The organism is Natrinema salinisoli (assembly GCF_020405205.1).
Taxonomy (GTDB): domain Archaea; phylum Halobacteriota; class Halobacteria; order Halobacteriales; family Natrialbaceae; genus Natrinema; species Natrinema salinisoli.
The window spans coordinates 3,711,058-3,724,761 of sequence record NZ_CP084469.1; the positions used below are offsets into that span (position 1 = coordinate 3,711,058).

The 13,704-nt window shown below is 65.5% G+C and carries 16 protein-coding genes; 7 read left to right on the plus strand and 9 right to left on the minus strand.

Translation table 11 applies throughout. The features are described from left to right. Positions 1–43: 43 nt before the first annotated feature. Positions 44–1,210, minus strand: coding sequence for an epoxide hydrolase family protein (locus LDB05_RS18385; RefSeq protein ID WP_226005424.1), 1,167 nt, complete (start codon positions 1,208–1,210; stop codon positions 44–46). A gap of 104 nt (positions 1,211–1,314) precedes the next feature. Continuing rightward, complete coding sequence (locus tag LDB05_RS18390) at positions 1,315–2,604, minus strand: MFS transporter (protein WP_226005425.1); 1,290 nt, start codon at positions 2,602–2,604, stop codon at positions 1,315–1,317. 115 nt (positions 2,605–2,719) lie between these two features. On the opposite strand from LDB05_RS18390, the gene LDB05_RS18395 reads away from it, so the two are divergent. Further along, positions 2,720–2,974, plus strand: a complete 255-nt coding sequence (locus LDB05_RS18395) for a DUF5789 family protein (protein ID WP_226005426.1) — start codon at positions 2,720–2,722, stop codon at positions 2,972–2,974. An 87-nt stretch (positions 2,975–3,061) separates the two neighbouring features. After that, complete coding sequence (locus tag LDB05_RS18400) at positions 3,062–3,370, plus strand: transcription factor S (protein ID WP_226005427.1); 309 nt, start codon at positions 3,062–3,064, stop codon at positions 3,368–3,370. A 374-nt stretch (positions 3,371–3,744) separates the two neighbouring features. On the opposite strand, the gene LDB05_RS18405 is transcribed toward LDB05_RS18400, so the two are convergent. From LDB05_RS18405 to LDB05_RS18420, 4 genes are all read right to left on the minus strand, one after another. Then, positions 3,745–4,530 (minus strand): methyltransferase domain-containing protein, encoded by a 786-nt coding sequence (locus LDB05_RS18405; protein ID WP_226005428.1) that lies wholly within the window; start codon positions 4,528–4,530, stop codon positions 3,745–3,747. Next, positions 4,527–4,916 carry a nascent polypeptide-associated complex protein gene (locus LDB05_RS18410; RefSeq protein WP_226005429.1) on the minus strand — a complete coding sequence of 130 codons (390 nt, stop codon included), beginning with the start codon at positions 4,914–4,916 and terminating at the stop codon, positions 4,527–4,529. The genes LDB05_RS18405 and LDB05_RS18410 overlap by 4 nt, the downstream gene beginning before the upstream one ends. Positions 4,917–5,064: 148 nt before the next feature. Beyond that, entirely contained in the window at positions 5,065–5,910 is an 846-nt protein-coding gene (locus tag LDB05_RS18415; protein WP_226005430.1) for an SDR family oxidoreductase, read from the minus strand. A 136-nt stretch (positions 5,911–6,046) separates the two neighbouring features. After that, positions 6,047–6,535, minus strand: a complete 489-nt coding sequence (locus LDB05_RS18420; RefSeq protein WP_226005431.1) for a PUA domain-containing protein — start codon at positions 6,533–6,535, stop codon at positions 6,047–6,049. Positions 6,536–6,731: 196 nt separating this feature from the next. Between LDB05_RS18420 and LDB05_RS18425 the strand changes: the two genes are divergently transcribed. Beyond that, positions 6,732–6,920, plus strand: a complete 189-nt coding sequence (locus LDB05_RS18425) for a hypothetical protein (RefSeq protein ID WP_226005432.1) — start codon at positions 6,732–6,734, stop codon at positions 6,918–6,920. 133 nt (positions 6,921–7,053) lie between these two features. Here the strand turns inward: LDB05_RS18425 and LDB05_RS18430 are convergent, their stop codons facing one another. Together LDB05_RS18430 and LDB05_RS18435 are read right to left on the minus strand one after the other, a co-directional pair. Beyond that, positions 7,054–7,551, minus strand: a complete 498-nt coding sequence (locus LDB05_RS18430) for a LabA-like NYN domain-containing protein (RefSeq protein WP_226005433.1) — start codon at positions 7,549–7,551, stop codon at positions 7,054–7,056. Between the two features lie 86 nt (positions 7,552–7,637). Then, positions 7,638–8,462 carry a M48 family metallopeptidase gene (locus tag LDB05_RS18435; protein ID WP_226005434.1) on the minus strand — a complete coding sequence of 275 codons (825 nt, stop codon included), beginning with the start codon at positions 8,460–8,462 and terminating at the stop codon, positions 7,638–7,640. Positions 8,463–8,817: 355 nt separating this feature from the next. Here LDB05_RS18435 and dapA point away from each other — a divergent pair, with 355 nt between their 5' ends. The 3 genes from dapA to LDB05_RS18450 are packed head-to-tail and all read left to right on the plus strand — an operon-like array spanning position 8,818 to position 11,341. Next, positions 8,818–9,744 (plus strand): 4-hydroxy-tetrahydrodipicolinate synthase, encoded by a 927-nt coding sequence (gene dapA / locus LDB05_RS18440; RefSeq protein WP_226005435.1) that lies wholly within the window; start codon positions 8,818–8,820, stop codon positions 9,742–9,744. Beyond that, on the plus strand, positions 9,741–10,508 hold the full coding sequence (gene dapB, locus LDB05_RS18445) for a 4-hydroxy-tetrahydrodipicolinate reductase (RefSeq protein WP_226005436.1): 768 nt from the start codon (positions 9,741–9,743) through the stop codon (positions 10,506–10,508). Before dapA ends, dapB begins: the two co-directional genes overlap by 4 nt. After that, on the plus strand, positions 10,505–11,341 hold the full coding sequence (locus LDB05_RS18450; RefSeq protein WP_226005437.1) for a 2,3,4,5-tetrahydropyridine-2,6-dicarboxylate N-succinyltransferase: 837 nt from the start codon (positions 10,505–10,507) through the stop codon (positions 11,339–11,341). The genes dapB and LDB05_RS18450 overlap by 4 nt, the downstream gene beginning before the upstream one ends. 40 nt (positions 11,342–11,381) lie before the next feature. Here LDB05_RS18450 and LDB05_RS18455 read toward each other — a convergent pair whose 3' ends face one another. Continuing rightward, positions 11,382–12,176 (minus strand): hypothetical protein, encoded by a 795-nt coding sequence (locus LDB05_RS18455; RefSeq protein WP_226005438.1) that lies wholly within the window; start codon positions 12,174–12,176, stop codon positions 11,382–11,384. Between the two features lie 174 nt (positions 12,177–12,350). Here LDB05_RS18455 and lysA point away from each other — a divergent pair, with 174 nt between their 5' ends. Beyond that, positions 12,351–13,700, plus strand: a complete 1,350-nt coding sequence (gene lysA / locus LDB05_RS18460; protein WP_226005439.1) for a diaminopimelate decarboxylase — start codon at positions 12,351–12,353, stop codon at positions 13,698–13,700. Positions 13,701–13,704 lie beyond the last annotated feature (4 nt).

Sequence of the window (13,704 nt, forward strand, 5' to 3'; positions counted from 1 at the left end):
CGTTGCGTCCCGGTGCGGAACCGGCCGCTGGCGGGCCGCCCCCTCAGCCGAATTCACCGACGAACGTCCGCAAGTCGTCGACGAACAGGTCCGGCACTTCCATCGCCGCGAAGTGGCCGCCCGCCGGCATTTCGTTCCAGTGACGGATATCGTAGATCTCCTCCGCCCAGGCGCGAGGCGTCTTGTAAACCTCCGCCGGATAGCGGGCGTGGCCGGTGGGCACGTCGACGGCGTCCGGCGTCGCCGCTCCCACGTCGGTTTCGTAGTAGAGCCGCATCGAGGCGTTGATCGTCCCCGTGAGCCAGTAGACGCTGAGGTTGTCGAGCAACCGGTCGCGATCGAAGTGGGCATCGAGATCGCCGTCGCAGTCGCTCCAGGTCCGGAACTTCTCGAGGATCCACCCCGCGAGCCCGGCCGGCGAGTCGGTGAGTCCGTACGCCAGGCTCTGCGGTTTCGTCGCCTGAATCTCGTGGTACGCGGTTTCCCCGTCGCGGAACTCGGCGGTCGCCTCGTAGTCGGCCCACCCCTGTTCGTCGAGGAGGTCCGTCGGGTCCTCGGCCTCGAGCGAGGAGGGGTTCAGGAAGAGCATGTTCGTGTGGATCGCGTCGACGCGATCGGGGTAGTTTGCACCCAACAAGGCGGTGACCAGCGCGCCCCAGTCGCCGCCCTGTGCAACGTACCGATCGTAGCCGAGTCGGTCCATCAGTTGGGCAACGGTGTCGGCCACGCGCGGCACGTCGTACCCTTGCTCGCTGGTCGGGCCGGAGAAGCCGAATCCCGGGAGCGACGGGGCGACGACGTGGAACGCGTCCGCCGGATCGCCGCCGTGGGCCGCCGGATCCGCGAGCGGGCCGAGAACGTCGAGAAACTCCGCGACAGAGCCCGGCCAGCCGTGGCTCAGGACGAGCGGCGTCGCGTCCGGCTCGGGCGAGCGCACGTGATAGAAGTGGAGCCGCTGGCCGTCGATCCCCGTCACGTACTGCTCGAATTCGTTGAGTCGATCCTCGAACGCCCCCCAGTCGAACTCCTCGCGCCAGTACTCGCAGATCTCTCGTAGATGGGTCAACTCGGCCCCGTACTCCCAGCCCGCGTCGGGGAGTTGATCCGGCCAGCGCGTCCGCTCCAGCCGCGTTCGAAGATCGGACACGTCGTCCCGATCGATCGCGACCTCGAACGGACGAATCGAGCCGTCGCCGTGGTCCGTCGTCATGACCGGCCTCCGTCTTCAGCATAACCGTCCCGGACTCCGTCGAACCTGAACTGCATGCGTCCGTCAACTCGGCCGGATCACAAAGTAGTAAGCCCCGCACGCTCTCAATCGTCTCCCACGACCGGCACCGGTGACGTCGTCTCGAGCGTCTCCTCGATCTGCGTGTAGACGAGGATCGTCCCGAGGGCTGCGAGGGTCGTCCCGAAAACGAACGGGACCCTGAAGCCGTAGCTCACCAGCAGGCCCGAGGAGAGCGGCCCGAGGGCGATCCCGTAGCCGAAGGCCATCGTGAGCACCGACAGCTTCGATCCGGACTCGCCCGCGCCTGCAAGATCACCGGCGAGCGCGAGCGACGGGGCGAACACCATCGCCGCCGCGATGCCCTGACACAACCGTGCGAGAAACATCAGCTCTGACGACAGCACGAACCCCTGCACGAGCGTCGTCGGGATCAGCAACGCCATCCCGGTGACGATGAACGGCCGACGGCCGTACCGGTCGCACGCACGCCCGATCGGCGTCTGCAGCGCCACCTGCGCGATGATGAACGCCGCGAACTGCAGCCCGAACCAGGTCGCCCCCTGCTCGAGGCGGGCGTTGACCTGCGGCTGGATCGTCGCGAACAGCGCGATCGCGGTCGCCATGAACAGCGACGCGAGCCCGAGCGTGAAGACGGGATCGAGGGCGTTCGGTCCCGCTCGATCGCGGATCGGGATCGAGAGATCGGCGCCGGCGTTCGCCACCGTCGACTCGGGATCGGAGACGAGCACCGTCACCATCCCGTAGCTGATCGCCGCCGTGATCGTCGCGATCGAGAAGGCCGCATCGAAACCGCTGACCGTTATACCGCTCGGGAGCGGATACGGACCGCGACTCACGACCGCGCCGGCGACCACCGGACCGGCCCCGAACCCGATCAGTCGGAACGTGTTGTAGACACCCATGTTCCCGCCCCGATCGCCCGTCGTCGCGAGTTCGTTCACGAGCGCGATCGACGCCGGAATGATGAAGGCGACGCTGACGCCCTGGAGCCCGCGAATGACGAGCAAGGAAACGTACGTCTCCGCGAACACGTAGGCGACGTTCGTCGCCGCGAGGCCGGCGAGCCCGATCAGAATGAACGGCTTTCGCTTTCCCATCCGGTCCGACAGCCGGCCGGTAAACGGCTGCACGCTGCTGTTGAGGAAGCCGAACAGGGAGAGAATGAGCCCGATGATCATCGATTCCCCCAGCCCGAACGCCGTTCCGCTCACGACGCCGCTGGTCACGTACAGCGGGATGACGATGATCAGAAACGAGTTCCCGATTCCGTCCGCCATCCGGGCTCCCGCCAGCGCGAGTACCCGTCGATCGACGGCGAACGGCGCGACGACCCGGTCGAGGACTTCCCGCATCGACCCTATTTGTGTTATCCCGGCCGATTATAGTTTCGAACCGAAATGTCGGACGTCGTGACAGTACGTCTGACCGTCGCAGAGCTACAAGCCAATCCGTTGCGTCCACCCATCCATGTCCGAGATCAAACTCAGCCGAATCGACGCCGCCTTCGAAGAACTCGAGTACCCGATCTCGCAGGACGACGCTGCCACCGAACTCGAGGACGTCACGCTCCTCCTCGCCGACGGCGAGCGAAACCTGGGGCGGCTCGTCGAACAGAGCGGGCGCGATCGCTTCGAATCGATCGACGACCTCCGGGCGGAACTCCACAACGTCCTCCCGCGGGAAGCCGTCGGCGAGCCGTATCAGTCGGAGGGCGAGGGATAGTCCCCTCGAGAGGGATTCGATCCCGCGGCCGCTCGGCGAGCCTAAACAGGTCTCTTAAGTCGCTCGACCTCCGTAGCCCGGACAACGATGGAATTCTGCGACGAATGCGGTTCGATGATGAAAGCCGAGGACGGCCTCTGGGAGTGTGGCAGCTGCGGCTACACGGAGCCGAAAGGCGACGCGGCCCAGTACACCGTCACCGACGATCAGGAGGCCGGCGAGATCATCGAGTCCTCCGGCGAGACCTCCCTTCCCGAGACCGACGCCATCTGTCCCGAGTGCGGCAACGACCGCGCCCACTGGTACATGCAACAGATCCGCTCGGCCGACGAATCCGAGACGCGCTTCTTCATCTGTACCGAGTGCGAGCACAAGTGGCGCGAGGACGACAACTAGAACCGAAATTTTGCTCTGCGGTCTATCGCGCTGACGGCAGCGTAGCTGCCGCACAGCGCGACGTCCCTCGGCAAAATTTCGATCAAAAGCACTCCTCCTTCCCCTCCACTCGGCTCGCGGCTTCGCCGCTCGCTTCTCCGCGGCGCGAAGCGCCGCGCTCTCGTTCCGGGTCAGTCGTCGGCCCGCTCGCTCACCCTACGGGTTCGCTCGCGGTCATAACTGTGTAACCGCCTGCCCTCCCCCGAGTCACGGACTCCTCGCAGCTGCTCGGAGCCCGCTCCCGGCCACTGCTCTCTCGAGGTACTGGCCAAGCTAGAACTGATTGAAAGATCGTCTCGTTGAGCGTCGATGCACTCGAGCAAACGGAACCCGCGCTACTCGTTGCGCGCGATGGTCAGATACCCGGTGTGGCCGACGGGAGCGGTCGACGGTCGCGAGCCGCGCTCGTCGAACTGCATCTCGCGTTGAATCGTCTCTCGAGTCGTCACGTTCGAGAGGCCGATCTCGCGGGCCGTTTCCGAGACCTCCCGAGTCGACTCGATGAACGGGCTGTAGACCGCGACGAACCCGCCGTCGACGAGCAGGTCCAGTGCGTGCTCGACCATCGCGGGCGCGTCGGCCGTATCGAGCGTGAGGACGTCGAACGACGACGGCTCGAGGTCGTCGAGCTGCTCGAGTACGTTACCGGTTCGAACGTCGACCGACTCCGAAACGCCGCCGAGTGCCATGTTCTCGCGGGCGACGTCGGCGAAGTCAGCGTCCTGCTCGTAGGTCACCACGTCGGCACCGGCGCGAGCCATCAGGGCCGCGAGCACGCCGGTTCCGGTTCCGGCGTCGAGTACACGGTCGCCGCGGGCGATGCCGGTCTCGCCGATCACCAAGCCGATGTCGCGGGGGACCATCGGCGCACCGGTCCGCTCGAAGTGATGGAAGAGGTCCGGGCCGCGCAGTCGGCGCACCTGAAACTCGTCGCCCAGATGCGTCTCGAGCGTGTCGCCCGACGATACGTCTTCGGGGACCTCGAGTACGCCGAGGTCGGTCCCCTGTTCTCCGCCGGGTTCGACGAGATATTCGCGGTCGCCACGGACGAGCAAGACCGGGACGCGGCCGCTCTCGCCCTCGGCCGCGTCAGTGTCGTCCGCCGTGTCGTTGCCGCTCACTCGAGGGACTCGACTGCTGCGGCGAGATCGCCGTCGTTGTCCTCGAGGGCCTCGCGGGCCTCGTCTTCGCCCACGCCTGCTCGCGTGGCGACGAGTTCGACGTCCTCGTCGGGGATCGACGAGCTCGCATCGCTCCCGTCGTCAGCGCCACCGGCGCTGCCGCCGGCGGAGCCGGCCTCGACCTCTTCGGGCGTCCCGATTACCTGGTACGTCTCCTGCCCGCGGGCGTCCATCTTGGTGACCTCGGCGTCGTCGAACACGAGGTCGTACTCGTCGGTTCGGATGATGACCTCTTCGGCGTCGATATCCTCGACGTCGATGCCCATCTGTTCCATCATCTGCTCCATCTTGCGCGGGTTGAGTCCGCCGCCGCCTCCTCCAAACATACTCGGCACGTCGCCGCGGGCGACCTTTTACTTTGTCGTTCCTCGAGGAGCGACGATCCGACGTCTGTGGGATGTGTTCGGCGCTCGGGAGTCGCTGGCGGCAGCCAGCGGAGAACGACGATCCCTCATCGGGTTCGGACGCGACTCGTCACCGCGAGTAGTCCGGATCGAAAATCTGTGCGGACATCGGCGCCGGATCTCCCTCGGTGAGGTTGTACCGCGAGAAGTCCTCGACGCCGGCCTCGCGGAGGAAATCCTCGTCGTAAATGTGCTTTCCGGTGAACTCGGCGGGGTCGCGGTTCAGCATCTCCAGAACGGTATCGGAGACGATCTCCGGCGTGCGCCAGTCGTCTTCGGTCCCCATCTCGAAGTAGCGGGTCGCGCGCGTATCGATGGCGGTCACCGGCCAGAAGGAGTTACAGCCGATATCGTCGTCCGCCAGTTCCCGGGCCAGCGACAGCGTGACGAACGACATCCCCATCTTCGACCAGGAGTAGGCCGCCTTCCCCGGTGCGCGGTCGATCTCGACCGGCGGCGCGTTCGTCAGGATCCAGGCGTCCTCCTCGGTCTCTTTCAGGTGATTGATGAACCCTCGGGAGACGAGGTAGGTGCCGCGCACGTTGACCTCGTTCAGGAGGTCGTACCGGTTGGCCGGAATGTCCTCGACGTTCCCCATCTGGATTGCCGAGGCGTTGTTGACGACGATGTTGATCTCTCCCATCTCGTCGATCGCCTCCTCGATGGCCGCATCGACGCTGTCCTCGTCGCGCACGTTCAACTGGATCGCGTGCGTGTCGACGCCCTTCTCGGCGCACTCCTCGGCCGTCTCGTGAATCGTTCCCTCGAGATCGGAGTCCGAGTCGTCGACGGTCTTGCCCGTCGAGACGATGTTACAGCCCTGTTCGGCGAACGCGAGTGCCAGTTGTTTCCCGATTCCGCGCGTCGTCCCCGTTATGAACGCGGTCTGGCCGCTCAGATCTGGTTTCTGTAGCATCCGTGCGTGTCACTCGCGTTCGCGTCACTAATAGTCCATGTCAAACACCCGGACATCCGACTGGCGTTTTCGACGGACGATTCGACCGGGAGAGACGGCAGGGGAGACGTAACCGGGGTGGCGACGCGACTACGACTTACGTTTCCGCAGGTGCGCCCTCGCGGACGTTCACCGCCATCCCCGTTTCGAAGTCCCGAATCGCGCCGGCGTCGAGCCGTGCCGTCCCGACCGCGAGCAACTCGCCGCGCTCGTGGACGACCAGCACTTCGTCGCCCGGCCTGATCTCGTCGCCCACCTCGAGGACGAACTTCGTGAAGACGTTCTTTTCCTCGCGGACGAACGGCTCGCTCTCGTCGTCGACGACGACGCGATAGGCGGGATGGGCGAGCGCGGTATCGAGACGACGGCCGCCCTCGAGTCCGAGGGTGAACCGGCCGTCGGTGCCGAAGGAGACGATCCGGCCCGCCTCGGCGTGGACCTGTTGTGGTCGTCCCGACGTCGTCCGTTTGACTGTCAGCGATTCGTCGGGCGGGAACAGTGCCGCGCCCGCTCCCGATCCGAACTGGTAGTCCGCGATGGTTCGGAGCTGTGGCAACCCCGCGCTCCCGTCTGCTGACTCGCTCATTGGCTGGGATTCGATACGACGGGTCGAAAGCCCTTCGACCTGGCCGCGCGGATCGACGCCCACGGCGCTCCGCAACGGGGGACTGCCGTCGCTCGTCCGCCGGAGCGGTAATTCTACTTACACGACATGTGGTCGCGTATTGAGCGGAACAAGATGGTGAACGTTATAACAGTTGATTCAGTATTACCGGCATCGCATGGACGTCACGCAAATCGGTCTCGGGGTCGCCCTGCTCGTTCTCGGCACCCTGACGCTCGCCGGTCCGGCCACGCTCGTCACGGGGCCGTTCGTCTATCTCCTGACGGCCGCGATCCTGCTCATCACGGGGTATGCACTGGTAATCGGTCTCTCGCAGCGCCGGCAGCCGAGCTACGGAAAGAACTGATTCCGTCAACACTCGATGCGGGGCCGTCGCGCGACTACGTTGGCACCGAGTCGCGACTACTGCACTCCGACGTCGAACCGCTCTCTTCTCGAGCCCGATCTCGATCGGAACGCACCGGCTCCACGGCGAGCGCTCAGAGCAGGAACGTCTCGCCTCGATCGCCGAGATCGAGGAACGAATCGGCCGCTTCGATGAGCTCCTCGGCCGTCGAGGACTCGAAGGCCATCACTTCGACGCGGACACCCTCGTGGCGCAGGTGGGAACAGAGCCGCGAGAAGTCGCCGTCGCCCGTACAGAGCACGATCGTGTCGACGTGATTCGCCAGCGTCACCGCGTCGAGGCTCATCCCGACGTCCCAGTCGGCCTTCTTCGTACCGTCGGAGAACGTCTTGATGTCCTTGATCTTCGGCTCGAAGCCGATATCGACCAGCGCATCGAAGAAGCTCTCCTCCTCGGGGGAGTCCGCGCGGATCACGTACGAAATCGCGCGCGTGAGCTGGCGGTCCTGAACGGCCTTCTCGAGCAGCGCGGAGTAGTCGATATTCCGGCTGTGCAAGCTCTGTGCGGTGTGGTACAGGTTCTGGGCGTCGACGAGGACGGCGACGCGCTGACCGGGATGAATTTCCGTCATGGGTTAGAATGGCGGGGGCCACCATAAAAAATCGCGGCGTTCGGCTCGGTCGCATCACCGACCGCCGGTCAGTCGCCGGTCAGTCTTCAGTTCCGGAGCTTCTGGATGCGCTTTTCGGTCGGCGGGTGCGTCGCGAACAGTTTCTGCAGGAGCCCCTTTTCCGAGTTGAAGATACACAGCGCGCTCATACTGTCGTCGAGCTGTGACTCCCGTCCCTGCGATCCCTGCGAGATCTTTTCGAGGGCACGAGCGAGCGGGTCGCCGCTGCCGATGTACTGGCGGGCGTCCTCGTCGGCGACGTACTCGCGGTATCGCGAGATGGCGAGGACGAAGACCATCACGAGCATTTGTGCGATGTTCGAGATGATCATCCCGACGATGAAACCGCCGATACCGCGCTCGCTGCTCATGATGTAGACCATGTACGCGACCCAGCCGACCATCATCGCGACGGAACTCCCGACGACCATCGCGAGGACGTCGCGGTTCTTGATGTGGGCGAGTTCGTGGGCGATCACGCCCTCGAGTTCGTCGCGCTGGAGGAGTCGGATGAGTTCCGTCGAGACGACGACGACGCCATTGCCCTTCCGCCCGGTCGCGAAGGCGTTGGGGACGCCCATGTCCATGACCATCAGTTTGGGTTTCTTGATGTTCATGTCCCGACACAGCGAGTCGGTCATCTGATGTATTTCCTGGTACTGGCCGTCTTCGGGCATCTCCTCGGCGCGTCTGGTCGCCGACCACGTCCCGATCTTGTACTGAATAACGGGCAATACGACCAGCCCGAGCAGCACTAACGGCCATGCACCGGTGCCGAGCCAGAGCAGTCCGAAGCCACCGACGAGCATGTAGAACGCGAACAGGATCGATCCAACGATCGCCATCCGCACCTTCAATCCGAAGTCTGTCATCGGGAGTAGTAAGTAACGACTGGGGATAAATTACGTGGAATTGTACGTCACTGGTTGTCATAATTAGTGGTTCGCGTCGAGCGAAGACACAACGGATAAGTCAGTTCAGTTCCCTCTGTCCCGTATGCGCCACGTCGCTCGCTCGACCGGTGGTCCCGTCGCGAGCGGCGTCTGCCCTCGTTTTCCGAAACGCAAACGTGTGTGAGTGTGCTCGTGGCGGGCTGGCACCCCGTTTCGGGTACGATCCGACCGCACGCGACGATTACCGCGCGGCTGACTACTGCTCGTCCACCGATCGGAACCGATACACCCTACCGATTGGGGACCGACACACGACCCAACGAATACCAAACCCATGAGTTCAGATATCGACCTTTCGGGCGTCTTTCCGGCGATGTGCACGCCCTTCGACGACGACGAACGTATCGACTTCGAAACACTGCAGGCGGACGCCCAGCGCCTCGAAGCGGCGGGCGTCGACGGCCTCGTCCCCGTCGGCTCGACCGGCGAATCGGCGACCCTGACCCACGACGAACACGTCCAGGTCGTCGAGGCGGTCATCGACGCCGTCGACGACGTCCCCGTCATCGCGGGCACCGGCTCGAACAACACGCGCGAGGCGCTCGAGTTGTCCGAACGCGCCGCCGACGCCGGTGCGGACGGCCTCCTGCTCATCTCGCCGTACTACAACAAGCCCGAGCAGCGCGGGCTGATCGAACACTACCGGACGATCGCGGACGCCGTCGATCTGCCACAGATCGTCTACAACGTGCCCTCGCGGACGGGCCGGAACATCGAGCCCGACACGGCAGTCGAACTCGCGAGTCACGAGAACATCGCGGGCTTCAAGGCCGCGAGCGGCGATCTCGGCCAGATCGGGGAGATCGCCGAACGCACGGCGGACGAGGACTTCGCGGTTCTCTCGGGCGACGACGCGCTCACCCTGCCGGTCGTCTCCGTCGGCGGCACCGGAACGATCAGCGTCTCGGCGAACATCGAGCCCGAGCGAACCTGTGCGATGGTCGGCGCGGCGCTCGACGGCGACTACGAACGCGCGCGTAACCTCCACCACGAACTCGGGCCGCTGGTCCGCGAACTCTTCGTCGAGACCAATCCGATCCCGGTCAAGGAAGCCATGCAGATCCGCGGCTACGGGCCCGCCCGACTGCGCTCGCCGCTTTCCCGGCTGGCAGACGAGTACCGCGACGACCTCGAGGCGGTGCTCGCCGACCTCGAACGGGACGAGACGGAACTCGCCGACGCGGCGGAGGGTGATCGATGACGACGCGGATCGGTGTCACAGGCGCAACTGGCCGCATGGGGCGGGAAGTGATCGCCGCCGCGGCGGGCCGGGAGGACTGCGAGGTCGTCTTCGCGGTCAACCGGGAGCCGGGCGACGAGACGATCGCCGGCGTCGAGATCGAGCCCGCGGCCGAATTCGACTCGCTGGTCGTCGATCGCGAACCGACCGTCGTGATCGACTTCACCGGACCGGAGTCGGCCGCCGACTACGCGCTGGCCTGTGCCGACGCCGGCGTCGCCTTCGTCACCGGCACGACCGGGTTCGACGACGACGAGTTCGAAGCCCTCGAGGCGGCGAGCGAGGACGTCGCCGTCCTCCACGCGCCGAACTTCGCCCGCGGCGTCCAGGCGCTGGTCAACGTCGTCGGCGAGGCCGTCCAGAACCTCCCGGGCTACGACGTCGAACTGGTCGAGACCCACCACAACGCCAAGCGCGATGCCCCGAGCGGGACGGCGAACCGCCTGCTCGAGGAGATCGAAGCGAACGGCGACTTCACCGAGCGCACGCACGGCCGCGAGGGCGAGGCGCCACGCGAAGACGGCGAGATCGGCGTCCACGCGCTGCGGGCGGGCGACGTTACGGGTGAACACGAGATCATCCTCGCGGGCAACCACGAGGAAGTACGGCTCACGCATCGCGCGGAGGACCGCGGCGTCTTCGCCGCGGGCGCGGTCGACGCGGCGGTCTGGATCGCCGGACAGAAGGCGGGCTGGTACGAGTTTTCGGACGTGATCGCAGAATGAGTACACTCGAAAGCGAAATCGACGAGCTGTGGGAGCGCAAACAGAACGACGACATCAGCGCGGAAACCGCCGGCGAGGACGCGCACGCGACCCTCGAGGCATTCCTCGACGCCCTCGAGGACGGCGAGGTCCGCGCCGCCGAGAAATCCGGCGGCGAGTGGGAGGCCAACGAGTGGGTCAAGCAGGGGATCCTGCTCAACTTCGGCCTCCGCGCGACCGAGCCCCGCGAGTACGGCGGCGTCACGTACAACGACGTCCTGCCGCTCGCGGACTCGAGCGGCTACGGCGACCGCGGGAGCCGAAACACGCCGGATGGCACCGTCGTCCGCCGCGGCGCCAACATCGGCTCCGATTGCATCCTGATGAGTCCCGCGTTCGTCAACATCGGCGCTCGCGTCGGCGACGGTACGCTGGTCGACTCCTGTGACACTGTCGGCTCCTGTGCCCAGATCGGCGACAACGTCAAACTCGGCGCGAACACGCTCATCGGGGGCGTGCTCGAGCCGGTCGAGGACGCGCCGGTCATCGTCGAGGACAACGTCTCGCTGGGTGCCGGCTGTCGCGTCACCAGCGGCTTCGTCGTCGGCGAGAACAGCGTCGTCGGCGAGAACACGCTCCTGACGCCGCGCATCCCCGTCTACGACCTCGTCGAGGAGGAAGTCATCTACGGCGAACTGCCCGCGGACCGGCGCGCGTTCACCCGCTTCGTCGAGTCCTCGATCAGCGACCACGACCTCTTCGAGGGCGGCGCGTACAAGCCCGCCGTCGTCGCGACGGATCTGGAGACGGAGACGCTCGAGGCGACCGAGCGCGAGGACGCGCTGCGGGAGTAGCGGCTATCGCTGCGGTCCGTTTTCCGTGTGCTTGCTGTCACTATTCCGTGTCGAACTCGGTAGCGGCGTCCGTCGCGCCCGTGTGGGTCACCTCGACGCGCTGCGAGACGTCGAGGGTTATAATGAGTCCTGCTAGTGGGGCGATATATCGCAGTACAAAATAGATACCGCTCGACACCGTCGAGGAGTCACCATACTCGGCTAGATACACCCGGTAGTACGCCCCGTCCTCGAGTCGGACCGGCGTTTCCGGAAGGTCCACCCTGCGGTACGCTCGAGCGTCGCCGTTTCGTGCGGCTTCGACGACGGTCGGTGACAGGGTGTCCGACGTCGCGCGACGGCTCACGGACTCCAGTGCCTGTTCGGGCGCGGTCTGATTCAGGGCCAGCTCGATGCGATAATACCGAGTGAATTCGTCTTGTGCCGACTCGTTAGCGACGTACGTCGGCTCGTAGATGGCACCGTCGATGCGGACGTATCGGTAGCGTTCCTCGGTCGGCGCTGGCGCTCGAGTCGGACCTGGATGGCTGGAGTAGACCTTCGTCGGGACGGTCTCGTTGTCGAGCACTTTTTGCTCGAGCGCACAGGGACGGACCTCTAAGGAAGCCGCGGGGGCACACGCGATTTCGTCGCTGATGGGGCCGGGAAATCGTTCGGTGTCGGTTTCGTATTCGATGTCCGTTCCGTTTGTAACCACTTCGACCCGCTCGTACTGATACGTCCGTTCCCCCACCGACAGGTGGGCGACCCACAAGGGAGCAGTGAGGAGTCCGAGCGCGACGACGGCGAAAACGAGGTCACGGCGAAGTGATGGGAGGAGACGATCGGGAGGCATCGATTCCACCTCTTCAATACAGAAAAATAATGTTTTGTTTCTACCCCGACGAGAGTGTATTTGCCTGCAGGCGATGTCCGACGCCTCGCCTGCCGGCCGCTGTGGCCAACGACGATAACGAGAGAGACGGCCGAAACCCAAACGTTGAATTCTCACGGGCACCTGAACACGATAATGACTGACGTGAGGGCTTCGCCGCCCGTCCGCCGCCTCTCCGAGTGGGACGCGGCCGAACTGCAGACTCTCGTCGACGAGTACGGCTCGCCGCTGTACGTCCTCGACCTCGAGCGCGTCCGGGAGAACTACCGGCGACTCGAGGCCGCCTTTCCCGACGCCGATATCCTGTATGCGGTGAAGGCGAACGCGCTGGGCGACGTGCTCTCGACCCTGTACGAGGAAGGCGCGGGCCTCGAGTGTGCCTCCGCCGGGGAAGTACAGCGCGCGCTCGAGGCGGGTGCATCGGGCTCGGAAATACACTATACCGCCGTGAACCCGCCCGCGGGCGACCTCGACTGGATCGTCGACGCCTGGGAGGAGAATCCGGGGCTGACGGTCGCCGCGGGCTCCGAGGATACGATCGACCGCCTCGCGGATCGGGGCTACGACGGCCGGCTCTGTCTGCGGGTCAACCCCGGGATCGGTGCCGGCCACCACGAGAAGGTGCGGACGGGCGCTGCTGCAAAGTTCGGCGTTCCGGCCGAGCGCGCGGTCGACGTACTCACCGACGCCGCCGACCGCGGCTTCGACGTCGTCGGGATCCACGCCCACGTCGGTTCGGGCGTCTCGAGCGACCAGCTCGACGCCCATCGGGAGTTCGTCGCGCGGATGGGTGACCTTGCCAGAGACGTCGCAAGGGCGGTCGGCGGCCTCGAGTTCGTCGACGTCGGCGGCGGCTTCGGCGTCCCCTACCGCGAGGACGAGGACCCGCTGGACCTCGAGTCCGTCGCGGACGCCACTCGAGACGCGATCGGCGAGATCGACGCTCGACTGACGATCGAGCCCGGCCGTTACTTCGTCGCCGACGCGGGGGTACTCCTCACGGACGTGAATACCGTCAAGGACGCCCGCGACACGACCGTCGTCGGCGTCGATGCGGGGATGACGACGCTGATCCGGCCCGCGATGTACGACGCGTACCACCCGATCCGGAACCTGACGGCCGACGCGACCGGAACCGACTCGAGCGATGCCGAGCGCGAGATCGTTTCCCAGACCGTCGCCGGCCCCATCTGCGAGAGCGGCGACGTTTTCTGTACCGAGCGCGAACTACCAGTAAGCAAACGTGGGGATGTCCTCGGGATCGGTAACGCGGGGGCCTACGGCTACGAGATGGCGAACCAGTACAACTCCCGACCCCGACCCGCATCCGTCGTCCTCGAGGACGGCGACGTTCGGCTCTCGCGGTGCCGGGAAACCGTCGACGACGTGACGCGGCCGGAGCGCGGAGCCCGGAGCGACTCGCGCGGCAACCGAAAGAACGACCATCCCCGAGCGAACGACACAGACAACGACCCAGTACGATAGCACG